Consider the following 23,291-nt stretch of genomic DNA (forward strand, 5'->3'; position numbering starts at 1 on the left):
CTCCGGAGGAGCCGCCGGAAGAGCCCCCGGGAGAACCGCCGGAGGAGCCCCCGGGAGAACTGCTGGAAGAACCGTGAAAAGCACTCACCACTCGATGCCTCGCTGGCCCTTCTGACCCGCGTCCATCGGGTGCTTCACCTTCGACATGTCGGTCACCAGGTCCGCCGCGTCCAGCAGCGCCTGCGGGGCGTTGCGGCCGGTGATCACCACGTGCTGGGTGCCGGGACGATTCCGCAGCGTCTCGACCACGTCCTCGGTGTCTATCCACCCCCAGTGCAGCGGGTACGCGAACTCGTCGAGCACGTACAGCTTGTACGTCTCGGCGGCGAGGTCGCGCTTGACCTGCGCCCAGCCCTCCCGGGCCTTCTCCTCGTTCGCCGTGTTGTCGTTCTCACCGGAGGGCCCGCGCTGGACCCACGACCAGCCCTCGCCCATCTTGTGCCAGGCGACCGTGCCGCCCTCGCCGCTGGCCCCGAGGACCTTCAGCGCGTTCTCCTCGCCGACCTTCCACTTCGCCGACTTGACGAACTGGAACACCCCGATCGGCCACCCCTGGTTCCAGGCGCGCAGCGCCAGCCCGAACGCGGCCGTCGACTTCCCCTTGCCGATCCCGGTGTGGACCAGGAGGAGCGGACGGTTGCGGCGCTGACGGGTGGTGAGCCCGTCGTCCGGTACCGAAGTCGGCTGTCCCTGCGGCATTACGCGGCCCTCCCGGCTGCTCTGACATCCTTGACCAGCCCGGCGATCGAGTCGGCCCGCAGCTCGTCGAGCGTGACGGCGGTGCCTCCCAGATCGCGGGCGAGCTGTGCGGCGAGCCCGAGGCGTACGACCCCCGACTCGCAGTCCACCACGACGGACGCGGTCCCCCCGGCGGCGTGCAGCCTGCCCGCCCGCGCGGCCAGCGCCACCGGCTCGGGGCCGCCGGTCGCCCGGCCGTCCGTCACCACCACGAGCAGCGGACGCCGCGACGGGTCGCGCATCCGCTCCACCCGCAGTACGTCGTGCGCCTTCAGCAGACCCGCCGCCAGCGGGGTACGCCCCCCGGTCGGCAGGGTCTCCAGCCGGGCCGCCGCCGCGTCCACCGACGAGGTCGGCGGCAGCACCAGCTCGGCGTCCCGCCCCCGGAACGTCACCAGGCCCACCTTGTCGCGCCGTTGGTACGCGTCGAGCAGCAGCGACAGCACCGCACCCTTCACCGCGCCCATCCGCTGCCGGGCCGCCATCGACCCGGAGGCGTCCACCACGAAGAGCACGAGGTTCCCCTCGCGGCCCTCCCGCGTCGCCTGCCGCAGATCGTCCCGGCGCACCACGAGCCCCCGCCCCGACCGGCCGCGCGCCCGCTGGTGCGGGGCGGCGGCCTGCACGGTCGCGGCCAGGTGCAGCTTGGTCAGGGCGCCCTCCGGACGCCGTGCCCCGGTCGTCCGGCCGTGCTCGGTACGCGCCCGGGACCGGCGTCCCGCCGCGCCCTCGCCGAGTCCGGGGACGCTCAGCATCTTCGTACGGAACGGCTCCGCCGCCGCGACCGGCCGCTGCTCACCACCGGCCGGAGCGCCCGGCCCCTGCGGGGACCCCGGGCTCTCCGGGGATCCCTGGCTCTCCGGGGACGGCGAAGCCGAAGGCGCGGGCGCCGGCGCGTCATCGGGGCCGCCCCCCTGCGGCGGCACCCCGCCGCCGGGACCGCCCCCGTCGCCCGGCCCCTCGGGATCAGGGTCGGGATCGGAGTCCGGGTCGGGATCGGGGTCACCGTCACCGCGCCGCCCCTCGTCCCGCCGGCTCTCCTCCTCGGCGGCCTCCCGGAGCGTGTCGTCGAGCTTCTCCTCGTCGAGCCCCGGGGCGTCGAAGGGGTTGCGGCGCCGCCGGTGCGGCAACGCCAGCAGGGCGGCCTGCCGCACGTCGTCGGCGGTCACCTCGTCGCGTCCGGCCCAGGCGGCCAGCGCGGTCGCGGTCCGGGCCATCACGATGTCCGCGCGCATCCCGTCGACCTCGAACGCCGCGCAGGTCGCGGCGATCCGCCGCAGCGCCCCGTCGCCGAGGACGACCCCGGGGAGCAGGGCGCGCGCCGCGGTGATCCGCTCGCGCAGCGCGTTCTCCTCATCGGCCCACGCCGCCGCGAAGGCCGCCGGATCGTCGTCGTACGCCAGGCGCCGCCGCACGACCTCCACCCGCAGATCGGTTTCCCGGGACGCGGCCACCTCGACGGTCAGCCCGAACCGGTCCAGCAACTGCGGCCGCAGCTCGCCCTCTTCCGGGTTCATCGTGCCGACCAGCAGGAACCGCGCCGCGTGCCGTACGGAGACGCCCTCGCGCTCCACGTACGAGGCGCCCATCGCCGCCGCGTCCAGCAGCAGGTCCACCAGGTGGTCGTGGAGGAGGTTGACCTCGTCCACGTAGAGGATTCCGCGGTGCGCGTCGGCCAGCAGGCCCGGCTCGAAGGCCTTCACGCCCTCGGCGAGCGCCCGCTCGATGTCGAGCGCCCCGACCAGCCGGTCCTCGGAGGCGCCGACCGGCAGCTCCACCGTCCGCGCGGGCCGCGACGCACCGGGCGCCGCCGCGTGCGGGCCGTCCGGGCACGCCGGGTCGGGGGAGGCCGGATCGCAGGAGAACCGGCAGCCCGGCACCACCGCGACCCGGGGCATCAGCGCGGCGAGCGCCCGTACGGCGGTGGACTTCGCGGTGCCCTTCTCGCCACGCACGAGCACCCCGCCGACCGCCGGAGACACCGCGTTCAGCAGCAGCCCGAGCCTCAGGTCGTCCTGGCCGACGATCGCGGTGAACGGATACGGCGTGCTCACAGGGCCTCCTGGATGGTGTCGGAAACGTCGTTCGTGCTCGTGACCGGTGCCGGTACGGGCGCCGGCACGGCAAGCGGTACGGACCCCACGTCGGCGCCCGCACCCGGCAGCACCGGTGCGCCCGGGCCGACGAACGGCAGCCCCGCCGGGGCACCCCGCTCGATCAGCCGCCACAGGGCGTCGGTGTCCGCGTGCTCCTCGATCAGGTCGCCCAGCAGATCGAGCTGCTCCTCGCGCAGCGCGGCGAAGCTGGTGTCCGGGGCGGCCGTGAACCGCCGCCCGGCAGCCCGGGCGACCTCCGTCAGGAACGCCCGCCGGAACGCGTCGCTCTCCAGCGACCCGTGCCAGTGCGTCCCCCACACCTCGCCCACCCGGCAGCCGTCCAGGAACGGTTCGCCGCCGTGCACGTCGGCGACGCCGTGGTGGATCTCGTACCCCTCCACCGGCTCACCGAGCGCCGTACCGACCGGCCGGGCCAGGGTCTTCTCCCGCGCGAACCGGACGCGTACCGGCAGCAGGCCCAGCCCCTCGACCACACCGGCCCGCGACTCGACCTCGTCCTCGATCCGCTCGCCGAGCACCTGGAAACCACCGCAGATCCCCAGCACCGGACGGCCCTCGGCCGCCCGCCGGACCAAGGCGTCCGCGAGCCCCCGGGCGCGCAGCCACTCCAACGCCTTCACGGTGCCCCGGGTACCGGGCACCACGACCAGGTCCGCGTCGGCCAGCTCCTCCGGCCGGTCCACGAACCGCACGATCACGCCCGGTTCGGCGGCCAGCGCGTCCACGTCGGTGAAGTTCGACATCAGCGGCACCGCGCACACCGCGACCCGCAGCACGTCCTCGCCGTGCGGCGGCGCCACCACCGACTCCCGGACGGTGCCGCGCAGCGACACCCGCAGCCCGTCCTCCTCGTCGATGCCGAGACCGTGCGTGAACGGCAGCACCCCGTACGTCCGCCGCCCGGTCAGCCCCAGCAGCATGTCCAGGCCCGGCTCCAGCAACGACACGTCACCGCGGAACTTGTTGACCAGATAGCCCGCGACCAGCTCCTGGTCCTCGGCGCTCAGCAGCGCCGTCGTACCGAAGAACGAGGCGAACACCCCGCCCCGGTCGATGTCGCCGACGACCAGCACCGGAAACCGCGCGGCCCGGGCGACGCCCATGTTCACGATGTCGGTCCGCCGCAGATTGATCTCGGCCGGACTGCCCGCCCCCTCGCAGATCACGGCGTCATACATGCCCCTCAGCTGCTCCAGGCAGTCCACGACCGTCCCGAACAGCGCCTCCTGCCGGCCCCCGTGGTAACCGCGCGCGCTCATCTCGCCCACCGGCTTGCCCATCAGCACGACCTGACTGGACCGGTCACCGCCGGGCTTGAGCAGCACCGGGTTCATCAGCGCGGACGGCTCGACCCGGGCGGCCTGCGCCTGCATGGCCTGCGCCCGCCCGATCTCGGCGCCCTCCCTCGTCACGAAGGAGTTCAGCGACATGTTCTGCGCCTTGAAGGGGGCGACCTTCACCCCCTGCCGCACCAGCCACCGGCAGATCCCCGCCGTGACGACGCTCTTGCCCGCGTCCGAGGTGGTCCCGGCGACGAGCAGCCCGCCGCCCCTGGTCCCGTTCCCGCTGCCGCTCATGCCCGTCCTCGATCCGTGATCACGTGTGTCGCCGTCGGCCGTCCCGCAGCCCGTCGTCCCGCCGCCAGCCGTCCCGCCACCAGTCGTCCCGCGACGCAGACGGCCAGGGCCAGCACGCCCACCCGGCGCGACAGCCGCACCGCGCGCTCGATGTCGCCCGTCTCCACGGCCACCGCCCGCCCCTCGGCGCCGTTCAGCACCGGCCGGTGCTCGACCCGCCCGCCGTACGCGAGGGTCCCGCCCAGCCGTACGCCGAGCGCCCCCGCGAACGCGGCCTCCACCGGGCCCGCGTTCGGGCTCGGATGGCGGCCCGCGTCCGCGCGCCAGGCCCGGACGGCCTGCCCCGGCCGCCCCCCGGCGACGACGGCCAGGGCGGCGGTGAGCCGGGCGCCGGGCCAGCCCACCACGTCGTCCAGGCGGGCCGAGGCCCACCCGAAACGGCGGTGGCGCGGCGAGCGGTGGCCCACCATCGCGTCCAGGGTGTTCACCGCGCGGAAGCCGACGAGACCGGGGACCCCGCCCAGCGCGCCCCACACCAGGGCGCCCACGACGGCGTCCGAGGTGTTCTCGGCGACCGACTCGACGACGGCACGGGCGATCCCCGGACCGTCGAGCGCCTGCGGGTCACGGCCGCACAGGTGCGGCAGCCGCTCCCGGGCCGCCTCGACGTCCCCCGCGTCCAGCGCCGCGCCGATGGTCCTGGCCTCGCGGCCCAGCGACGTACCGCCGACGACGGACCAGGTGACGGCGGCCGTCAGCGCGACGGCCGCGACGGGGCTGCGGCGTACGGCACGGGCGGCGAGTGCGGCGGCCCCCGCGGCGCCTCCGGCGCACACCAGGGTGTGCAGCGCGCCCCGGCCCCGGTGGTCCCGCCACAGGCGCCGTTCCACGGCGGCGGCGGCCCGGCCGAACCCGGCGACCGGATGGCCCCGGCGAGGATCGCCCAGCAACCGGTCGGCGATCAGCCCCGCCGCGGCGCCGTACGCGAAGACGCGGTCGGCTCGCACGGCTCAGCCCGCCGCGTGTCGGAGCGGTCCCGGACCGGATGGAACGGCTGACGGGGGAACGGGCGCACGGCGGCCGGGCATGGCGTATGTCCTCACTCAGGGTCCGCGCCCTGGTTCGACGAGACGGCGACGAGAGTGTCCTGGCTCCCGGATCGGCGGCCGGCCCGTTCGTCCGTCATACGCACGGCGGGGCGCCGCTCCCCGGTGACAGTGGCGGGACCGCGCCGGATTCGCACCGGCTTCCTCTGCTGTCGCCGTGAATGGCTCCGGCAGTCCACCACGCAGCGCGAAGGCCCGTCAACTCGCCGTTGACCTGCGGGGCCGTGGTGTGCCCGGACACACATCGGGCCGGACACACGCGGTGTGTCCGGCCCGACGGGGTACGACGAGTGCTGCGGGGGAGCGGGTCAGGCGACGATCAGATAGATGCCGTACGCGACCGCCGCCGCGCACAGCGCGAAGCAGGCGTACGCGCCGGTGCGCGCCAGCGCCGTGGACGATCCGGAGCCGCCGCTCAGCGCGGTACCGGCCTTCTTGGCGAGACCGACGACGCCGAGGCTGAAGAAGCCGACGAGCGCCACGGTGACCACGAGGCTGACACCGAAGACGGTGGCGAGAGCTGCCCAGTCGATTTTCATGGGGGCGAGTCCTTACACCGCGGCCGGACGGGCCGGGTCGGTGGTCGTCGCCGCGGCCGGTACGGACGCGGCGGAGAGGGGCGACGGGATCGTGGCGGTGAGGCCGGTGACCGGGAGGCCGGCGGCCGACGCCCCGGGGAGCTGCGAGGGGATCGCGGCAAGGGTCGGGGTGGCGACGGCCCCGGGCTCGTCGGCCTCGGCGATGTCGGTGTGGTCGACCGGCTTGCGCCGCGACAGCAACCAGATGGCGCCGGAACCCGCGACGAGCAGCGCGGCGACCAGGACGATGCCCCAGGTGCCCTGCCGGGTCAGGAACTCGGCACCCGCGCCGACCAGACCCGCCGCCGGGAGCGTGAGGCCCCAGGCCACGAACATCCGGGTCGCGGTGGACCACTTCACCGTGCCGCCCTTGCGGCCGAGCCCGGCACCCATCACCGCGCCGGAGCACGACTGCGTGGTGGAGAGCGAGAAGCCGAGGTGCGAGGAGGCCAGGATGACGGTCGCCGCGCTGGTCTGCGCGGCGAATCCCTGCTGCGGCTGGAGGTCGGTGAGCCCGCTGCCCATGGTGCGGATGATGCGCCAGCCGCCGAAGTACGTGCCCATGGCGATGGCCAGACCGGCCGAGCAGATCACCCAGACCGGCGGGTTCGAGCCGGGGGAGAGGACGCCCCCGGTGACCAGCGCCAGGGTGATGATGCCCATCGTCTTCTGCGCGTCGTTGGTGCCGTGGGCGAGCGAGACGAGACCGGCCGAAGCGATCTGCCCGGCCCGGTAACCCTTGGCCGTCGACTTCAGCTGCGCCTCGTCGGTGACGTTCCGGTTGACGCGGTACGACAGCTTCGTCGCCAGCATCGAGGCGGCACCGGCCACCAGCGGGGCGGCGACGGCGGGCAGCAGGATCTTGGTGACGACGGTGCCGCCGTCCACCGAGGACCAGCCCGCGGACATCACGGCGGCACCGATGAGTCCGCCGAACAGGGCGTGGGACGAGCTGGACGGCAGACCGACCAGCCAGGTCACCAGATTCCAGAGGATGGCGCCGACGAGCGCCGCGAAGATGACCTCGGTTCTCAGGCCGTCCTCATCGACGATCCCGCCGGAGATCGTCTTCGCGACCTCCACCGACAGGAACGCGCCGACCAGATTGAGGGTGGCGGACATCGCCACTGCTGTCTTGGGCTTCAGAGCGCCGGTCGAGATGGTGGTGGCCATCGCGTTGGCGGTGTCGTGGAAACCGTTCGTGAAATCGAACACGAGCGCTGTCGCGACGACTATCGCGAGCAGCAGTGTGATGTGTTCCATTTACCCAGGCAATCGTTCGACGTCATTGGCACGTGGAACGTAAGCAACCTGAGTGAACGGAAGATGAACTGGGCGGGGCATTGTGGTGCGCCTGCCATCGGGCCGGAGATTCCGCTTCTGGGCGCGGGACGGCGGCCGACTCTCCGGCGCCGGTGGGGGAACTGCCCTCGACCAGCGTTTCCGGCCCGCACGGGGAAGCCGGACAAGCCCGGACAGGCCGGTAAATGTCGTTCCGGTCACGTTCGGGCCGGCCGCCCGGTTCGCTCCCGATTCACAGGAAGGCCGTATCAGCGGCCCACGGGGCGCGCCCTAGGATTTCCTCCATGGCTGAGGAGCACGCGGAAAAGCGGCAGGACGCACGACCGGACGCCCTCTCCCGGGCCTGGGACGACCTCGTCCGCACGGCCCGCCGGACCGCGGCGGAAGGACTCGTCGTCGGCACCTCCGGCAACGTCTCGGTACGCGTCGGCGACACCGTGCTGGTCACCCCGAGCGGCGTCCCCTACGACCGGCTGGGCCCCGAGGACCTGCTCGGCGTCGACCTCGCGGGTCACCGCACCCTCGGCACCCTCACCCCCACCAGCGAGCTCCCGCTCCACCTCGCCGTCTACCGCACCACCGGCGCACGCGCCGTGGTCCACACGCACGCCGTGCACGCCACGGCCGTCTCCACGCTCGTCGACGAGATCCCGGCCGTCCACTACGCCGCCGCGATGCTCGGCGGACCGGTCCGGACCGCCGGGTACGCCCGCTACGGCACCCCCGAGCTGGCCGCGCACATGCTCGACGCCCTCCGCGACCGCACCGGCTGCCTGCTCCGCAACCACGGCACGGTCACCCACGGATCGAGCCTGGACGAGGCGTACGACCGCACCGCCCAGCTGGAATGGCTCTGCCGGGTGTGGCTCGCGGCGAGCTCCGTCCCCGGCCGTGCCCCGTCCCTGCTCTCCCCGGACCAGCTCGACGAGACCGCCGAGGCGCTCCGGGGCTACGGCCAACCCGGCTGAAACCACCCACCGCACGCCCGGCGGCACCCGCCCCACCGCACCCCGACCCGAGCCCGGCGGCCCCCCGCCCCGAGCCTGCCGCGACCCGCCCCACCACACCCCCCCCGGCCGCACCCCGCCGCGACACGCCCCACGACACGCCGGGCCCACCGGACGGCCCATCCCGCTGGCCCCCGCCACCGTCCTGCCCCAAGACTGAAGCCGTGCGCCCGGCAACAGCGACGGCAGCGGCCGTCTCCACGATCCTCGGCGCCGGCGCGGCAGCGGTCGCCGTCGGCAGATACGCCGGCGGTACCGCTCTCACGGTCCCCGCCGGTCGCCCCCTCCCGGCCGACCGCGGCCTGACCGTGCACGCGACGGCGCCCGGGCAGGTGATCCTGACCCGCTCCTTCGCCTCGCTGCGCCCCGGGCTCTGGGGCCTGACGGGACGGGACGTCCACGCGGTCGTGGGCCCGGTGACCGAGGAGCCCGCGCTCTCCGCCGACACCGTCGTCCGCCGTCTCGAACGCGTCACCCACGGCTCCCTGGAGCCGGGCACCCGCGTCCGCGCCACCCCCGAGGTGCACCGCGGCGACCCCGGCACCGCCCTCGGCCTGGTCCACCACGAGGTGGAGATCCCCGGCGAGCTCGGCGCGCTGCCCGCCTGGTACGTCCCGGCCGACCGCGCCACCTGGGTCATCGCCCTGCACGGCATCGGCACCACGCGCGAACACACCCTGAACGTGACGGGCTTCCTGAACGACCTCCGCCTCCCGGTGCTCGCCCTCGCCTACCGGGGCGACGCCGGAGCCCCGCGCTCCCCGGACGGACTCGACCACCTCGGCGCGTCGGAATGGCGCGATCTCGACGCCGCCATCCGCTACGCCCTCCGCTACGGCGCCGAGAAGGTCGTCCTGCTCGGCTGGTCCACCGGCGCCACCATGGCCCTGCACGCCTGTGTCGACTCCGCCCTCCGCGACCGCGTCGCCGGCCTCGTCCTGGACTCCCCGGTGATGGACTGGGAGACCACCCTGCGCGCCCTCGCGACCGCCCGCGGCGTCCCGTCCGCGCTGATGCCGCTCGCCGTCCGCGCCGCCCAGGGGAGGACCGGGCTGCGGGGCACCCCGCTCCTCCAGGGCAGGCTGCCGACCGTGCTGCGCGTGCCGACGCTGATCTTCCACGGCCCCGGCGACACCCTGGCCCCCTGGGGACCCTCGCGGGAACTCGCCGCGCTCCGCCCCGACCTCGTCGCCCTGCACACCGTGCCCGACGCCCCCCACGCGTCGATGTGGAACCTGGGCCCCGCCGCCTACGAGGAAACCCTCCGCCGCTTCCTCACACCCCTGATGTGAGCGCCCGGACGGGACGGCCCCGATATACGAACCGTGATGTGAGAGTTGGGGGCAAACCGCCCGGTTGATGACGGCCCCGCGGGGGTGCTCGGATGAGGCGGGGCTGCCTCCGTTTGGGCTTTCGGCCCGTCAGAGGCAAGACTGCTCCCCGTGACGTCCCGTACCCCGCGCGACTCCAGGCTGCGACTTGTCCGCCCGCGACCCCTCGCCACGGCGCGCAAGGCCGTGACCACCCGCCGCACCAGGCCCGCTCCCCGCCCGCCCGAGGGCACTCCGCCACGCACCGAACTGGCCCGCCAGGCCAGGGAGGTGCTCGCCGCGGACGTACGGGTCGCCCACTGGGCCGCCGACGGCATCAGCCCCGGTACGGCCTCGCTCGCCGCACCCGAACTGGACCGTGCCGCCGCCGAGCTCGGCCTCACCCCCGACCGGGTGCTGGCCGGCTGGGACCGTGCCCGGCTCGCCGGTCTCGTCGAGCTGCACGGCGACACCGTGCGCCCGGGCTGGCGCCTGCGCGCCTGGGACCGCGACGACTCCGCGGTGCTCCGCGGCTGGGTCGCGCTCTTCGACGCGTGGTCCCTCGTGCACGCCTCGCCCGAGGGCATCGAGGCGACCGCCGTCGCCGAGGCGATCGAGGCGGTGCCCCAGGTCCTGTCGCTGCTCCAGCTCTCGGCCGGACCCGTCCCCGTACCCGTACTCCTCGACCTGCTCGGCCAGCGCGTCGCCGAGCTCCACGAGGAACGCTGCGAGGTGCCGTACACCCCCGGCGCCGAGGGCGGGCCCGCCGACACCGGGCCCGTCGCCCCCGTCGCGGCCCCCTCCGACGAGCTGAACGCCCTGCTGCTCGACTGGGCCCTGGAGGGCCTCGCCGCCGTCGGCGCGCTCACCCTCGAACCGGGCCACGCCACCCTCACCCCGCTCGGCAACTGGGCGGTCTGGGTCAAGCTGGAGCAGATCTGCGTCGCCGCGCAGAGCCCGGCCGGGAACATCGAGCAGCCCGCCGCCGACATGCTCCTCGGCTGCGCCTCGCTCACCCCGGGCCCCGCCCGCGCCGAGTACCGCGCCTGGCTCGCCGCCCGTACGGTCGGCAGCGCCGTCGCCGAACTGCTCGGCGTCGCCCGGGGCGAGGACGCGCTGCTGCGCGGACTGGCCTTCGAGGCGCTGCGCGTCGTCGGCGCCCCCGCCGAGCCCGAGGTCCGCGCGGTCGTCACGCACCCCTCGCTCCGCCCGTACGCCCTGCTCTGGCTCGCCGAGTACGAGGGCGCCGACCCGGACGACGCCCAGGAGGTGCTCAGCCGCGAGGAGGCCACCTGGCTCTGGGTGGACACCGCGGCGGCCGTCGCCGACCACGGCGAGACCGGGCTGCTCGTGCGGCATCTGGACACCGCCGTCCAGGGCACCGTCCCGGCCCTGCTCGAAGAGGTCCGGGCGGTCGGCCACCCGCGCACCGTCCAGGTCCTGGTCGCGCTCGCCGCGGCCCACCCGGACCCCGCGCTCGCCAAGGCGATGCGCCGGGCCGCCTTCCAGGTGCACACCGGCGGCAACCGCGCCTGACCCCCACGCCCCCGGGCCCGTCGTTCAGGCGGTGCCCGGGGCGTACGTCCCGAAGCTCCACACGTTGCCCTCGGCGTCCCGCACCATGTAGTCCCGCGAGCCGTAGTCCTGGTCGGTGGGCGGCATCAGGATCTCCATCCCGTGCGCTGCCGCCCGCGCGTGGTGGCGGTCCACGGCCTCCGCCGAACCGAGGACCACGTAGACCCCGACCGGACCCCCACCCGCCATGGCCCGCGCGAAGACGCCCTCGCGCCCCCGGGACCCGAGCATCACCCTGCCGTTGCCCGAGGACAGCTCCGCGTGGACCACCGCGCCGTCCTCGCCCTCGTACACCGCCTCCGCGGTGAACCCCAGCACCTCGGTCAGCGTCCTGATCGCCGCCTTCGCGTCGTCGTACAGGACCGTCGGGAAGACCGTGGGTGTGCCGTGCGCCGTCTCCGTCATGGAACGTCGTCCTCCGCCACTCGCCGAACGATGTGATCCCCGTCTCATTCTGGCACCGCCCGGCGGTCCTGGCCCGCGCACGGCGGAGGAGTTGCGCACCGCCCGTAGAATGGGTCCATGGCAATTCTCCTTGTGCATTAGCGGCGTCGAGAGACCTCCGCCCTCGTCCCTCCGCCGTCCATACCGCCCTGGAGTCTTACCGTGATCACCGCTTCCGGCATCGAGCTGCGCGCCGGCGCCCGCGTCCTCATCGAAAACGCGTCCTTCCGCATCGCCAAGGGCGACCGCATCGGCCTCGTCGGCCGCAACGGCGCCGGCAAGACCACCCTCACCAAGTGCCTCGCCGGCGAAGGCACCCCGGCCGGTGGCACGATCACCTCCTCCGGCGAGGTCGGCTACCTCCCGCAGGACCCGCGCACCGGCGACCTCGACGTCCTCGCCCGGGACCGCATCCTCTCCGCCCGCGGCCTGGACGAGATCCTGCGCCGGATGCGCGAGAACGAGGAGCGGATGGCGAACGGCAAGGGCGCCACCCGCGAGAAGGCGATGAAGAAGTACGAGCGCCTGGAGACGGAGTTCCTCACCAAGGGCGGGTACGCCGCCGAGGCCGAGGCCGCCACCATCGCCGCGGCCCTCAGCCTCCCCGACCGGGTGCTCGGCCAGCCGCTGCACACCCTCTCCGGTGGTCAGCGCCGCCGCGTCGAGCTCGCCCGCATCCTCTTCTCGGACGCCGACACCCTGCTCCTCGACGAGCCCACCAACCACCTCGACGCCGACTCCATCGTCTGGCTGCGCGACTACCTCAAGTCCTACCGCGGCGGCTTCATCGTGATCTCCCACGACGTCGACCTCGTGGAGACGGTCGTCAACAAGGTCTTCTACCTGGACGCCAACCGGTCCCAGATCGACGTCTACAACATGGGCTGGAAGCTCTACCAGCAGCAGCGCGAGGCCGACGAGAAGCGCCGCAAGCGCGAGCGCCAGAACGCCGAGAAGAAGGCCGCCGCCCTCAACTCGCAGGCCGACAAGATGCGCGCCAAGGCCACCAAGACCGTCGCCGCCCAGAACATGGCCAAGCGCGCCGACCGGCTGCTCGCCGGGCTGGAAGCGGTCCGGGTCTCCGACAAGGTCGCCAAGCTGCGCTTCCCCGAGCCCTCGCCCTGCGGCAAGACCCCGCTGATGGCGGAGGGCCTCTCCAAGTCGTACGGCTCGCTGGAGATCTTCACCGACGTCGACCTCGCGATCGACAAGGGCTCCCGGGTCGTCATCCTCGGCCTCAACGGCGCCGGCAAGACCACCCTGCTGCGCCTCCTCGGGGGCGCCGAGAAGCCCGACACCGGCGAGATCATCGAGGGCCACGGCCTCAAGCTCGGCTACTACGCCCAGGAGCACGAGACCCTCGACCCGGAGCGCACGGTCCTGGAGAACATGCGCTCCGCGGCCCCGGACCTCGACCTGGTGGAGGTCCGCAAGACCCTCGGCTCGTTCCTCTTCTCCGGCGACGACGTCGACAAGCCCGCCGGGGTCCTGTCCGGTGGCGAGAAGACCCGTCTGGCCCTGGCCACCCTGGTCGTCTCCTCCGCCAACGTCCTGCTGCTCGACGAGCCCACCAACAACCTGGACCCCGCCAGCCGCGAGGAGATCCTCGGCGCGCTGCGTACGTACAAGGGCGCGGTCGTCCTCGTCACGCACGACGAGGGCGCGGTCGAGGCGCTCCAGCCCGAGCGCATCATCCTGCTCCCGGACGGGGTCGAGGACCTCTGGGGCGCCGACTACCGCGACCTGGTCGCCCTGGCCTGACCGGCCGGGCCCGTACGCCCCGGAGCGACCGGTTCGGGAGCGTCCGAGGCCGCACCGATCGAATGATCCACCCCGAATGGATCATTCGGCCTACGCGTGATCCCTCATCTGTGCGAGACGGTCTCATCCCTCGGCGCGGCGCCCGGCAGGTACCTGCCGGGCGCCGTCGTATCCGCACTTTCACCCCGTACAGCCCTGACCTGGGCTTTCTCTTTCGTGCTCTCCCCACCTGCCTCTTGAGCCCCTCGGAATGCTTCATTCCGCTTCCGCGGCGCCCTTCCCTGGTCCGGAATCGGGCTGTACGTACCTTGCCGAATGGGTGGCCAGGGCGCACGGTAGGGGTGATCATGAGAAACCAGAGCGCACTTCCCCTGAGGAGGCACGGGTGGCCGAGACTCTGAAGAAGGGCAGCCGGGTTACCGGCGTCGCGCGCGACAAGCTCGCGGCAGACCTGAAGAAGAAGTACGACTCCGGGGCGAGCATCCGGGCGTTGGCCGAAGAAACCGGCCGCTCCTACGGATTCGTCCACCGGATGCTGAGTGAGTCCGGCGTGACCCTGCGGGGACGCGGCGGAGCCACACGCGGCAAGAAGGCCGCATCGGCCTGACGGTCGGCGGCGGGTTCGGGGCGCGGGCGGAAGCCCGCCGGAACCGGGGTGGACCACCCGGTCGGCCAGACGGCCGGCCAGGTGGTTACTGTTCAGTCACTTATCAAGTGAAGTGCTGACAGCACCCCTATCCGGAGGCGCACGATGACCTCGCTCGACCCGCTGCTCGACAAGGACGGCGTACGACTCACCGTCGATGACGCGGTCGCCACGGTGACCCTGACCAACCCGGCCAAGCGCAACGCTCAGTCTCCCGCTCTGTGGCGGGCGTTGACGGAGGCCGGGCGGGCTGTCCCCGGCAATGTGCGGGTCGTTGTGCTCCGAGGCGAGGGCAAGTCCTTCTCCGCGGGCCTCGACCGGCAGGCGTTCGCTCCCGAGGGCTTCGACGGTGAGCCGTCCTTCCTCGACATGGCGCGCGGGCCCGAATCCGGGCTCGACGCGACCATCGCCGAGTATCAGGAGGCGTTCACCTGGTGGCGGCGGAACGACATCGTGTCGATCGCCGCGGTCCAGGGCCACGCCATCGGGGCGGGCTTCCAGCTCGCCCTCGCCTGCGATCTGCGGATCGCGGCCGAGGACGTGCAGTTCGCCATGCGGGAGACCAGCCTCGGGCTCGTCCCCGACCTCACGGGCACCCATCCCCTGGTGCACCTCGTGGGATACGCGCGCGCGCTGGAGATCTGCGCCACCGGCCGCTTCGTGCTGGCCCCGGAGGCCGAGCGCACGGGCCTCGCCAACCTCGTCGTCCCCGCCGACCAGCTCGACGCCGCGACCAAGGACCTGGCCGCCGCACTGCTGGCCGCCCCGCGCGACGCCGTGATCGAGACCAAGGCACTGCTGCGCGGCGCCGTCTCACGCACCTACGAGGAGCAGCGCGCCGCCGAGCGCGCCGCGCAGGGCCGCCGGCTGCGCGATCTGGCCGGCCTCACCGACTGACGGCGCCTCCTCACCGACCGACGGCGCCTCTGCCCTGCCGGCCGACGGCATCAGCCGGTCTCCGGGGCCTCCACCACAGCGGTGACCAGCACCGAGACCGGCGGCCCGTCCTCCAGCGCATCCGTCACGGCGGTGCGCACCGCACGGGCCACGTCGAGCGCGCGGTGCCCACCGGCCGTCGCCACCTCGACGCGTACGTGATCGGCGGCGGTGGTCACCGGCGCACCCAGGACCTGGGTCAGTGAGACGACGCCGGGGACCGCGGCGGCGGCCAGCCCCGCGGCCCCGTCGTCCCGTCCGGCGCGGACCTCCGGCCGGGGGAAGGCCGCCCGCTCCCCGGCCGCCCGCTCCCCGGCCACCCGCTCCCCGGGCGCCGCCGGGCCGGCCGGCGAGGTCCCCGCCGGGGATGTCCCCGCGTCCAGCAGGCCCGTCACCCGCAGGTCGACCTCCGCCACGTCCAGCCCCAGCCGCCGTGACGCGGCCTCCATCAGTGCTGCCCGGAGCAGTGCGGCGGACGTGGGCAGCGGCCGGTCGGCGGTGGCGGTGAACTCCGCCTCGATCCGCAGCGGACCCGGCGGCAGCGCGCTCGGCGGCGCGGGCGGCCCCTGGACGCGCCCCTCCCGGGGCTCTTCCCGCAGCCCTGCGCCGTACCGCTCTCCCGGACCCGCTCCCGGCCCGGCTCCGGCCCCTCGCCCCGGGCCTTCCTCCGGCTCACCGGGGGCCGTGCCCGCCGTCGCCGCACCGATGCGCAGCCGCCCGAGCACCGCGCCGGGCCCCACCGCCGAGTCCCGCAGTACCGAGGCGGCGGCCCGCTCGGCGATCCACGCTCCGTCCGCCGGACCACCCAGAGGGAGCAACCGGCCCAGCCCCAGCCGCTCGCGCACCGAGGCCGTCCATCCATCCGCCCGCCGGGCGCCGTCCGCCGTTGTCATCGCCCCAGCCTGCCGCATCCACAGCGCGGTCCCGGGCTGGCGCACTTAGTGTGGGCAAGGAAGTACACCCCTGCCCCATCGAAGGGATGAGCGGCCATGAGCGAGACCACCACGCAGCGCCCCGGCCCGGATGCTTCCGGCGAAGGCAGGGGCCTGACCAAGCGCGGGGGCGGCGACGCCGGCACCCGCGGGCGGACCACGATCGCGGACGGTGTCGTCGAGAAGATCGCCGGCCTGGCGGCCCGCGACGTCGACGGCGTGCACGCCATGGGCGGCGGGCTCTCCCGCAGCTTCGGCGCCATGCGGGACCGGGTGCCCGGCGGGGGTGGCAAGTCGCCCGCCCGCGGGGTGAAGGCCGAGGTCGGCGAGTCCCAGGCCGCGCTCGACTTGGAGATCGTCGTCGACTACGGCGTGGCCATCCACGAGGTGGCCCGCGACGTCCGCGAGAACGTCGTCGCCGCCGTGGAGCGGATGACCGGGCTCGAAGTGGTCGAGGTCAACATCGCGGTCAGCGACGTCAAGCTGCCCGACGAGGAGGACGACGAGGACGACGGGTCCTCCTCCCGGGTCCAGTGATCCGGGCCGCCGTGCACCCGGCGGCCCATCACGCCCGGTGGACCGCCGGTCCACCGGGTCCGTTCACCCCCGCGCGTCGAGGGAGTTGAGGAGTCAGCATGAGCATGGCCGTGGTCGGCATGGTGGCCGGCATGGCGCTCGGGTTCGCCGGGTACTTCGGCGGATTCGGTGCCTTTCTGCTGGTCGCCGCACTGGGCGCGGTCGGCTTCATCGCCGGCCGGTTCCTGGACGGCGACTGGGAACCCGGCGACTTCTTCCGGAGTCGCGAGCGCGGCGACCGGCAACGGTGACCCCGGTGACCGGCCCGGTTCCCGCAGCGGAGCGCGGCGAGACCCGGATCGCCGACCGGGTCGTCGCGAAGATCGCCGCACAGGCCGCCCGGGAGGCGATCGACGAGGTCCCCGAGGACGGCTCACCGCCCAATGCCTCCGTCACCGTTCACCGGGACTCCGCCCGGGTACACGTCAGCCTGGAGCTCGGGTACCCCAGCGACATCGGCCGCCAGTGCGGAGCCGTACGCCGACAGGTGGCCGAGCGGGTCAGGACGCTGGCGGGAATGGAGGTGCCCGAGGTGGCCGTACGGATCGAACGCCTGCACTCGGCGGCGACGGGTTCCTCGGGACAGGGGAGGATCCGGTGAGTGAGCCCTCCTACTCCGACGGTCCGGACGGCCCGGAGCACGGCACCCGGCGGCTTCCCGTCGTCGCGCCGGAGCCGCTCGGCCCCGAACGGAACGCTTCCTCGTCCACGTACCGGCCCGTCCCCGTGGCGGAAGAGCCGGTGGGCGGGCGGGCCGGACGTTTCTGGTCGGCCCGCCGCGTCCCCGCCGCCCTCCTCGCGCTCGTGGTGCTCGGCGCCTCGGGGCTCTTCCTCTACGACGTGGCGGCCGTACGCGCCGACCACCCGGCGATGCGGTGGCGGCGCTCGCTGGCGGACGGCCTCGCCGAACGCTCCCTCGACGACGTCTGGGCGCTCACCGGCGCCGGGATCGCCGCCGCGCTCGGACTGTGGCTGCTCCTCCTCGCCCTCACCCCGGGGCTGCGCTCCCTGCTGACGATGAGCCGCCGGCACCACGGGGTGCACGCGGCCCTCGACCGCACCGCCGCGGCCCTGGTCCTGCGCGACCGGGCCCAGGAGGTCTCCGGGGTGCAGTCCGTACGCGTCAGGTCGGGACGCCGCAAGGCCGCCGTCCGGGCCGTCTCGCACTTCCGGGAACTCGGCGAGGTACGGGCCGACCTGGAGTCCGCGCTCACCACCGCCATCGCCGAACTCGGCCTCGCCAAACCGCCGAAGCTCTCCGTACGTGTCCACCGGGCCGCCAAGAAGGGATGAGCGCCATGCTCCGCACGGTCAACCGGGTCCTGCTCGCCCTCGCCGGACTGATCCTCGTCGCCGTCGGCGGCACCGTGCTCGCCACCGGCCTCGGCGCCGCCGTGCCGTCCTGGTTCCCGTGGAGCGGCAAGTCCGACGTGCTGCTCAGCGACGCGGACCGGGGCCGCTGGCGCGACGAGGGCTGGTGGTGGCCGACCGTCATCGCGATCCTCGCCGTGCTCGTCGTCCTCGCCCTGTGGTGGCTGCTCGCCCAGCTGCGGCGGGCCCGGCTCGCCGCGGTGCTGGTCGACAGCGGCGACGGCGAGGGGGCGCTGCTGCGGGGCCGGGCCCTGGAGGGCGTGCTCGCCGCGGAGGCGGGCGGCCTCGACGGAGTCGCCCGCGCCCAGGTCGCGCTGACCGGCCGCCGGACCGCCCCGCAGGCCCGGGTCCGCATGCGGCTGGAACCGCACGCCGTCCCGGCGGAGGCGCTCCGCGGCCTCTCCGACGAGGCACTGGCCCACGCCCGGGCCTCGGCCGGACTGGACGAGCTGCCGGCCGAGGTGCTGCTGAAGGCCGTCAAGCACCGCGCGGAACGCGTCACCTGACGGAGCGGGTACGCGGCCCGGGCTCAGAACCCGTGCCGGGTACCGCCGTCCACCGGCAGCATGATGCCGGTCAGATAGGACGCGGCGGGGGAGAGCAGGAAGGCGGCGGTCTTCCCGAACTCCTCGGGCGTGCCGTACCGGCGCAGCGGAATGCCGGCCTCGCTCGCGGCACGGGCCGCGTCCGCGTCGCCCGAGAGCGCGTCGAGCTCACGCACCCGGTCGGTTTCGATCCGCGAGGGCAGCAGCCCGATCACCCGGATGCCGCGCGGCCCGAGCTCGTTCGCCAGGGACTTGGCGAAACCGGCCAGCCCCGGGCGCAGCCCGTTGGAGATGGTCAGACCCGGGATCGGCTCGTGGACCGATCCGGAGAGCACGAAGCCGATGACCCCGCCCTCGCCGAGTTCGGCCGCTGCCGCGCGGGCCAGGCGCACCGCGCCGAGGAAGACCGACTCGAAGGCCGACTGCCACTGTTCGTCGGTGTTGCCGGCGGCGGTGCCGGGCGGCGGGCCGCCGACGCTGATCAGCACCCCGTCGAGCCGCCCGAACCGTTCCTTCGCGGTGTTCAGCATCATCCGGGCGGCCGTCGGGTCGCCGTTGTCGGCCGCGACGCCGAGGGCGTCCGGGCCGAGCTCGGCGGCGGCGGCCGTGACGCTCTTCTCGTCGCGGCCGGTGATGAGCACCTTCGCGCCGTCCGCCGCCAGGGCGGTCGCCGCGGCGTTGCCCAGCCCCCGGCTGGCCCCGGTGACGACGTAGACGCGGTCCTTCAGTCCAAGATCCATGGCCCTATCCTGCCGCCTGTTCCCCCGCCAGGGCCACCGCCGTGTTCACCAGCCCGATATGACTGAACGCCTGCGGGTAGTTCCCCAGCTGACGGCCGGCCACCGTGTCGTACTCCTCGGCCAGCAGGCCCACGTCGTTGCGGAGTTCCAGCAGCCGCTCGAAGATCTCCTCGGCCTCGGCGGTCCGCCCGGTCCGCAGCAGCGCGTCCGCGAGCCAGAACGTGCAGACGATGAAGGCCCCTTCCTCGCCCGGCAGCCCGTCGACCGACGCCTCCTCGGTGCTGTAGCGGCGGACCAGGCCGTCGCTGCCCAGCTCCGCGCGGATCGCGTCGACCGTGCCGACGATCCGCGGGTCGTCCGGGGGCAGGAAGCCCGTGCGGACCATGAGCAGCGTCGCCGCGTCCAGCGCCTTCGACCCGTACGACTGGGTGAAGGTGTTCCGTACGGGGTCGTACCCCTTCTCGCACACCTCGGCGTGCACCGCGTCGCGCATCGCGCGCCAGCGGTCCGGGTCGCCCGGCAGCGAGGGGTCGGACTCCAGGGAGGTCACCGCGCGGTCCGCCGCGACCCAGGCCATCACCTTCGAGTGGACGAAGTGCTGCCGCTCCCCCCGGATCTCCCACAGGCCCTCGTCGGGCTCCCGCCAGGTGGACTCCAGGAAGCCGAGCAGGCTGAGCTGGAGGTTCCAGGCGTGCGGCTTGTCGGTCAGACCCGCGTCCCGGGCGAGGCGGAGGGAGTCGATGACCTCGCCGTACACGTCGAGCTGGAGCTGGCGGACCGCCGCGTTGCCGGTGCGGACCGGCCGGGAGTTCTCGTACCCGGCAAGCCAGGGCAGCTCCGTCTCGGGCAGCCGGCGCTCACCGGCCAGCCCGTACATGATCTGGAGGTCGGCCGGGTCGCCGGCGACGGCGCGCAGCAGCCAGTCCCGCCAGGCCGCCGCCTCGTCCAGATAGCCGACCGCGAGCAGCGCGCCGAGGGTCAGCGTGGCGTCCCGCAGCCAGCAGTAGCGGTAGTCCCAGTTCCGTACGCCGCCGATCTCCTCGGGCAGCGAGGTGGTCGGGGCCGCCACGATCCCGCCGGTCGGCCGGTACGTCAGCGCCTTCAGCGTGATCAGCGACCGGACCACCGCGTCCCGGTACTTCCCCTGGTACGTGCAGGTCTCCGCCCACTTCGCCCAGTCCTTCAGGGTGTGCTTGAGCGCCTTGTACGGGTCGATCAGCTTCGGGCGCGGCGAGTGCGAGGGGTGCCAGGTCAGGACGAAGGCCACCTGCTCGCCCTCGGCGACGGTGAAGGAGGAGCACGTACTGAACTGCTGCCCCCACGTCTTGACCGGCGGATCGCTGCGCAGCCAGACCGAGTCCGGTCCGGCGACCGCCACCCGGTGGCCGTGCGAGCGGCGCATCCACGGGATGATGGAGCCGAAGTCGAAGCGGAGCCGCAGCACGGAGCTCATCTCGACGCTCCCGCTGACCCCCTCGACGATCCGCATCACGTCGGGCGACTTGTCGCGCATCGGCATGAAGTCGGTGACCTTGACGGTGCCGGTGGGGGTCTCCCAGTACGTCTCCAGGACGAGCGAGTCACCGGCGTAGCCGCGGCGGGTGCAGGTGTCGGACGCGGCGGTGCCTTCGGGCGCGATCCGCCAGTGCCCGTTGTCCTCGTCGCCCAGCAGTGCCGCGAAGCAGGCGCCCGAGTCGAAGCGGGGCAGGCAGAGCCAGTCGACGGAACCGTTTCTGCCGACGAGCGCGGCCGTCTGGAGATCGCCGATGAGGGCGTAGTCCTCGATACGTTGAGTCACGCAGTTGCGTTTTCCCGAATGGGGCTGTTGCTAAGCAGGCCGGGCCGACCGGGTGTGCACGGCCCCGGCACTCGCTCGCCGCGTGCCCTACGCGTGCGCGGGCTCCGGCTCTCCGGCGCCGCCCGCGGCCCCGGCTGCCGCCTTCGCCGCCGCCTCGGCCCGGTCGGCCTTCTCGCGGCGCACCAGGACCGTCCAGCCCACCGGGACGGCGGCGGCGAACAGCCACCACTGCACGGCGTACGCCATGTGCGGGCCGATGGAGTCGTGGTCGGGGGTGGCGATCTGCTCGGGCGAGTTCCCCGCTGCCCCGGGTGCGGTCATCTCGATGTAGCCGCCGAGGACCGGGCGGGAGAGCAGCGCGGACTGCTGGGCGCTGTTGATCAGCATCACCTGGCGGTCGGGCAGCCCCTTGAGGTCCTTGATGCCGCTGGTGCCCGTCGTCTCGTCCGCCATCAGGCGTCCGGTGACGGTGACATCGCCCTTGGGAGCGGCCGGTACGTCGGGGAAGGCCGTCTGCTCGGCGGCGGACTCGACCCAGCCGCGGTTCACCATGACCGTGCCGCCGCCGTCGAGGTCGAGCGGGGTGAGGACGTGCACCCCGATCCGGCCGTCGTCGGAGGTGCGGCGGCGCACCACGACCTCGTGGGCGGAGTCGAAGGTGCCGCGGGCGCTGACCGTGCGCCAGTAGTCCGCGCGGGGCACGGTGTGCCCCGGCGAGGTGAGCCGCTGGACCGGTTCCGGAGCGGCCGAGAGGTTCCGCGCGATCAGGGCGTTCTGCGCGACCTTGTGCTGGTGGCGGTGCAGCTGCCAGAAGCCCAGCTCGACCATGGTCGGGATCAGGACGAGGACGAGGAGGGTGACGAGCACCCACTGCCGGGTCAACAGGAAGCGGTACACCCCATGACCGTACAACCGGGGTCATGGGGTGCCTCACGGTGGGGTGGTCCGTCGGGCCCGTCACACTTTGTCCACGATGCCCGCCTTCCCCTCGGCGCGGGCGCAGTGGCCGCCGCAGAACCAGTGCCCGTCCACCTCGACGCCCTGCCCGATCACCTGCACACGGCAGTGCTCACAGATCGGCGCCATGCGGTGGATGGCGCAGGCGAAGCAGTCGAAGACGTGCACCGCGCCCTGCGCGTGCACCTCGAAGGACATCCCGTAGTCGTTTCCGCAAACCTCACAACGTGCCATGCGCCACAGGGTGGGACGCGGGCGCGCGGCGGGCGAGCGGCCGGCGGGCGAGTCGCCGCCGGTTCACTCCGATGCCGGTGCCACGTCCCGCAGCAGATGGGTGAAGGCCGCCTCGTCCACCACCGGCGTACCGAACGACTTCGCCTTGACCGTCTTCGAGGTCGCGGAGTCCGGGTCGTTGGTCACCAGCAGGCTGGTGAGCCGCGACACACTCGTCGCCACATGGAGTCCGGCCTCCACCGCACGGTCCTCCAGCAGTTCGCGGTCGACCGAGGTGTCCCCGGAGAACGCCACCCGCATGCCCTGCTTCAACGGCCGGTCCGGGCTGTACCGCCCCGGGTTGGGGTACGGGCAGGCCGGCCGCTTCCGCGCCGGGCGCCAGCTGTTCTGCCCGTACGACGGCTGGTGACCGACCTTCGGGCGCACCGGCGAGTCCGACCACTCGGTCAGCGGCCGGCACTCCAGCAGCGGCAGCCGCACCCCGTCCCGCGCCGCCGCCCGCAGGCTCGGCCGGAACGCCTCGGCCAGCACCCGGGCGTCGTCCAGCGCGTGGTGCGCGTGCTCCTGCACCACCCCGAAGTGCGAGGCCAGCGAGGAGAGCTTGTGGTTGGGCAGCGGCAGCCGCAGCTCCTTGGCGAGCGCGATGGTGCAGAGCCGCTGCTCGACCGGGGCGACCACGGAGGCGCGGGCGTACTCCCGGGCGATCATCGACCAGTCGAACGCGGCGTTGTGGGCGACCAGCACCCGGCCGGCGAGGTACTCCGAGAACCGTGCGGCGATCTCCGTGAAGAGCGGGGCGCCTTCGAGCACCTCGGAGGTCAGGCCGTGGATCCACACCGGCCCCGGGTCGCGCTCCGGGTTGACCAGCGTGTACCAGTGGTCCTCGATCTCGCCCCGGGCGTCCAGGCGGTAGACGGCGGCGGAGATTATCCGGTCGTCGCGGGCGAGGCCGGTGGTCTCCACGTCGACGACCGCGTACCCCTGGGGATACGCGGCCGGCCACGGCGCTGCGGTCTGACGGTCGTCGAGCATGGTCACAGA

Annotated in this window: 24 protein-coding genes and 1 riboswitch; of the genes, 11 read left to right on the forward strand and 13 right to left on the reverse strand. The window is 73.8% G+C overall.

The features are described 5' to 3' along the window. Positions 1 to 84 precede the first annotated feature (84 nt). The 6 genes from cobO to ACWCWD_RS07440 form a co-directional block, all read right to left on the reverse strand. A complete protein-coding gene (cobO, locus tag ACWCWD_RS07415; protein ID WP_358762947.1) occupies positions 85 to 699 on the reverse strand; it encodes a cob(I)yrinic acid a,c-diamide adenosyltransferase in 615 nt (204 codons plus the stop codon). Then, positions 699 to 2,792: a putative cobaltochelatase gene (locus ACWCWD_RS07420; protein WP_450770895.1), complete on the reverse strand. Its 2,094-nt coding sequence runs from the start codon at positions 2,790 to 2,792 to the stop codon at positions 699 to 701. The genes cobO and ACWCWD_RS07420 overlap by 1 nt, the downstream gene beginning before the upstream one ends. Further along, positions 2,789 to 4,432, reverse strand: a complete 1,644-nt coding sequence (locus tag ACWCWD_RS07425) for a cobyric acid synthase (RefSeq protein WP_450770897.1) — start codon at positions 4,430 to 4,432, stop codon at positions 2,789 to 2,791. Before ACWCWD_RS07425 ends, ACWCWD_RS07420 begins: the two co-directional genes overlap by 4 nt. Continuing rightward, positions 4,429 to 5,439 carry a cobalamin biosynthesis protein gene (locus ACWCWD_RS07430; RefSeq protein ID WP_450770899.1) on the reverse strand — a complete coding sequence of 337 codons (1,011 nt, stop codon included), beginning with the start codon at positions 5,437 to 5,439 and terminating at the stop codon, positions 4,429 to 4,431. The genes ACWCWD_RS07425 and ACWCWD_RS07430 overlap by 4 nt, the downstream gene beginning before the upstream one ends. A 134-nt stretch (positions 5,440 to 5,573) precedes the next feature. Further along, positions 5,574 to 5,684: riboswitch (cobalamin riboswitch) on the reverse strand. A gap of 162 nt (positions 5,685 to 5,846) precedes the next feature. After that, positions 5,847 to 6,077 (reverse strand): hypothetical protein, encoded by a 231-nt coding sequence (locus tag ACWCWD_RS07435; RefSeq protein ID WP_450770901.1) that lies wholly within the window; start codon positions 6,075 to 6,077, stop codon positions 5,847 to 5,849. 12 nt (positions 6,078 to 6,089) lie between these two features. Next, entirely contained in the window at positions 6,090 to 7,379 is a 1,290-nt protein-coding gene (locus tag ACWCWD_RS07440) for an inorganic phosphate transporter (RefSeq protein ID WP_450770903.1), read from the reverse strand. Positions 7,380 to 7,702: 323 nt separating this feature from the next. Here ACWCWD_RS07440 and ACWCWD_RS07445 point away from each other — a divergent pair, with 323 nt between their 5' ends. From ACWCWD_RS07445 to ACWCWD_RS07455, 3 genes are all read left to right on the forward strand, one after another. Next, on the forward strand, positions 7,703 to 8,386 hold the full coding sequence (locus ACWCWD_RS07445; RefSeq protein ID WP_450770905.1) for a class II aldolase/adducin family protein: 684 nt from the start codon (positions 7,703 to 7,705) through the stop codon (positions 8,384 to 8,386). Positions 8,387 to 8,589: 203 nt separating this feature from the next. Continuing rightward, positions 8,590 to 9,717, forward strand: a complete 1,128-nt coding sequence (locus tag ACWCWD_RS07450) for an alpha/beta hydrolase (RefSeq protein ID WP_450770907.1) — start codon at positions 8,590 to 8,592, stop codon at positions 9,715 to 9,717. Between the two features lie 225 nt (positions 9,718 to 9,942). Continuing rightward, entirely contained in the window at positions 9,943 to 11,271 is a 1,329-nt protein-coding gene (locus ACWCWD_RS07455; protein WP_450771022.1) for a hypothetical protein, read from the forward strand. A 24-nt stretch (positions 11,272 to 11,295) separates the two neighbouring features. On the opposite strand, the gene ACWCWD_RS07460 is transcribed toward ACWCWD_RS07455, so the two are convergent. Then, a complete protein-coding gene (locus ACWCWD_RS07460; RefSeq protein ID WP_450770909.1) occupies positions 11,296 to 11,715 on the reverse strand; it encodes a VOC family protein in 420 nt (139 codons plus the stop codon). Positions 11,716 to 11,916: 201 nt separating this feature from the next. Here ACWCWD_RS07460 and ACWCWD_RS07465 point away from each other — a divergent pair, with 201 nt between their 5' ends. From ACWCWD_RS07465 to ACWCWD_RS07475, 3 genes are all read left to right on the forward strand, one after another. After that, a complete protein-coding gene (locus tag ACWCWD_RS07465; RefSeq protein WP_390964330.1) occupies positions 11,917 to 13,515 on the forward strand; it encodes an ABC-F family ATP-binding cassette domain-containing protein in 1,599 nt (532 codons plus the stop codon). 385 nt (positions 13,516 to 13,900) lie between these two features. Next, positions 13,901 to 14,122: a helix-turn-helix domain-containing protein gene (locus tag ACWCWD_RS07470; protein WP_266702971.1), complete on the forward strand. Its 222-nt coding sequence runs from the start codon at positions 13,901 to 13,903 to the stop codon at positions 14,120 to 14,122. A gap of 144 nt (positions 14,123 to 14,266) precedes the next feature. Continuing rightward, on the forward strand, positions 14,267 to 15,058 hold the full coding sequence (locus ACWCWD_RS07475) for an enoyl-CoA hydratase/isomerase family protein (RefSeq protein WP_450770912.1): 792 nt from the start codon (positions 14,267 to 14,269) through the stop codon (positions 15,056 to 15,058). 50 nt (positions 15,059 to 15,108) lie between these two features. Here ACWCWD_RS07475 and ACWCWD_RS07480 read toward each other — a convergent pair whose 3' ends face one another. Further along, complete coding sequence (locus ACWCWD_RS07480; protein WP_450770914.1) at positions 15,109 to 15,990, reverse strand: hypothetical protein; 882 nt, start codon at positions 15,988 to 15,990, stop codon at positions 15,109 to 15,111. Positions 15,991 to 16,086: 96 nt separating this feature from the next. On the opposite strand from ACWCWD_RS07480, the gene ACWCWD_RS07485 reads away from it, so the two are divergent. From ACWCWD_RS07485 to amaP, 5 genes are all read left to right on the forward strand, one after another. Beyond that, positions 16,087 to 16,566, forward strand: coding sequence for an Asp23/Gls24 family envelope stress response protein (locus ACWCWD_RS07485; RefSeq protein WP_450770916.1), 480 nt, complete (start codon positions 16,087 to 16,089; stop codon positions 16,564 to 16,566). 98 nt (positions 16,567 to 16,664) lie between these two features. After that, positions 16,665 to 16,856: a hypothetical protein gene (locus ACWCWD_RS07490; protein ID WP_266702963.1), complete on the forward strand. Its 192-nt coding sequence runs from the start codon at positions 16,665 to 16,667 to the stop codon at positions 16,854 to 16,856. After that, positions 16,853 to 17,206 carry an Asp23/Gls24 family envelope stress response protein gene (locus ACWCWD_RS07495; RefSeq protein ID WP_327175034.1) on the forward strand — a complete coding sequence of 118 codons (354 nt, stop codon included), beginning with the start codon at positions 16,853 to 16,855 and terminating at the stop codon, positions 17,204 to 17,206. Before ACWCWD_RS07490 ends, ACWCWD_RS07495 begins: the two co-directional genes overlap by 4 nt. Beyond that, positions 17,203 to 17,898 (forward strand): DUF6286 domain-containing protein, encoded by a 696-nt coding sequence (locus tag ACWCWD_RS07500; RefSeq protein ID WP_450770918.1) that lies wholly within the window; start codon positions 17,203 to 17,205, stop codon positions 17,896 to 17,898. Before ACWCWD_RS07495 ends, ACWCWD_RS07500 begins: the two co-directional genes overlap by 4 nt. After that, complete coding sequence (gene amaP / locus ACWCWD_RS07505) at positions 17,895 to 18,482, forward strand: alkaline shock response membrane anchor protein AmaP (protein WP_450770920.1); 588 nt, start codon at positions 17,895 to 17,897, stop codon at positions 18,480 to 18,482. The genes ACWCWD_RS07500 and amaP overlap by 4 nt, the downstream gene beginning before the upstream one ends. A gap of 23 nt (positions 18,483 to 18,505) precedes the next feature. On the opposite strand, the gene ACWCWD_RS07510 is transcribed toward amaP, so the two are convergent. The 5 genes from ACWCWD_RS07510 to ACWCWD_RS07530 form a co-directional block, all read right to left on the reverse strand. Beyond that, a complete protein-coding gene (locus ACWCWD_RS07510; protein WP_450770922.1) occupies positions 18,506 to 19,261 on the reverse strand; it encodes an SDR family oxidoreductase in 756 nt (251 codons plus the stop codon). Between the two features lie 4 nt (positions 19,262 to 19,265). After that, positions 19,266 to 21,059, reverse strand: a complete 1,794-nt coding sequence (locus ACWCWD_RS07515) for a glycoside hydrolase family 15 protein (protein ID WP_450770924.1) — start codon at positions 21,057 to 21,059, stop codon at positions 19,266 to 19,268. Positions 21,060 to 21,146: 87 nt separating this feature from the next. Beyond that, the gene (locus ACWCWD_RS07520; RefSeq protein WP_450770926.1) at positions 21,147 to 21,956 is read right to left on the reverse strand and encodes an SURF1 family cytochrome oxidase biogenesis protein; all 810 of its coding nucleotides are present in this window, start codon (positions 21,954 to 21,956) and stop codon (positions 21,147 to 21,149) included. 60 nt (positions 21,957 to 22,016) lie between these two features. After that, entirely contained in the window at positions 22,017 to 22,250 is a 234-nt protein-coding gene (locus ACWCWD_RS07525) for a hypothetical protein (protein WP_136320436.1), read from the reverse strand. A gap of 63 nt (positions 22,251 to 22,313) precedes the next feature. Beyond that, positions 22,314 to 23,288, reverse strand: coding sequence for a DEDDh family exonuclease (locus ACWCWD_RS07530; protein ID WP_450770928.1), 975 nt, complete (start codon positions 23,286 to 23,288; stop codon positions 22,314 to 22,316). Positions 23,289 to 23,291: the final 3 nt, after the last annotated feature.

This window comes from Streptomyces sp. NPDC001493 (genome assembly GCF_053597235.1).

What these genes read in the sequence shown, in the direction of transcription:
- cobO (WP_358762947.1), bottom strand. Translation starts at nt 699, where the DNA reads ATGCCGCAGGGACAGCCGACTTCGGTACCGGACGACGGGCTCACCACC.
- ACWCWD_RS07460 (WP_450770909.1), bottom strand. Translation starts at nt 11,715, where the DNA reads ATGACGGAGACGGCGCACGGCACACCCACGGTCTTCCCGACGGTCCTG.
- ACWCWD_RS07510 (WP_450770922.1), bottom strand. Translation starts at nt 19,261, where the DNA reads ATGGATCTTGGACTGAAGGACCGCGTCTACGTCGTCACCGGGGCCAGC.
- ACWCWD_RS07435 (WP_450770901.1), bottom strand. Translation starts at nt 6,077, where the DNA reads ATGAAAATCGACTGGGCAGCTCTCGCCACCGTCTTCGGTGTCAGCCTC.
- ACWCWD_RS07475 (WP_450770912.1), top strand. Translation starts at nt 14,267, where the DNA reads ATGACCTCGCTCGACCCGCTGCTCGACAAGGACGGCGTACGACTCACC.
- ACWCWD_RS07490 (WP_266702963.1), top strand. Translation starts at nt 16,665, where the DNA reads ATGAGCATGGCCGTGGTCGGCATGGTGGCCGGCATGGCGCTCGGGTTC.
- ACWCWD_RS07440 (WP_450770903.1), bottom strand. Translation starts at nt 7,379, where the DNA reads ATGGAACACATCACACTGCTGCTCGCGATAGTCGTCGCGACAGCGCTC.
- ACWCWD_RS07425 (WP_450770897.1), bottom strand. Translation starts at nt 4,432, where the DNA reads ATGAGCGGCAGCGGGAACGGGACCAGGGGCGGCGGGCTGCTCGTCGCC.
- amaP (WP_450770920.1), top strand. Translation starts at nt 17,895, where the DNA reads ATGAGCGCCATGCTCCGCACGGTCAACCGGGTCCTGCTCGCCCTCGCC.
- ACWCWD_RS07525 (WP_136320436.1), bottom strand. Translation starts at nt 22,250, where the DNA reads ATGGCACGTTGTGAGGTTTGCGGAAACGACTACGGGATGTCCTTCGAG.
- ACWCWD_RS07480 (WP_450770914.1), bottom strand. Translation starts at nt 15,990, where the DNA reads ATGACAACGGCGGACGGCGCCCGGCGGGCGGATGGATGGACGGCCTCG.
- ACWCWD_RS07445 (WP_450770905.1), top strand. Translation starts at nt 7,703, where the DNA reads ATGGCTGAGGAGCACGCGGAAAAGCGGCAGGACGCACGACCGGACGCC.
- ACWCWD_RS07485 (WP_450770916.1), top strand. Translation starts at nt 16,087, where the DNA reads ATGAGCGAGACCACCACGCAGCGCCCCGGCCCGGATGCTTCCGGCGAA.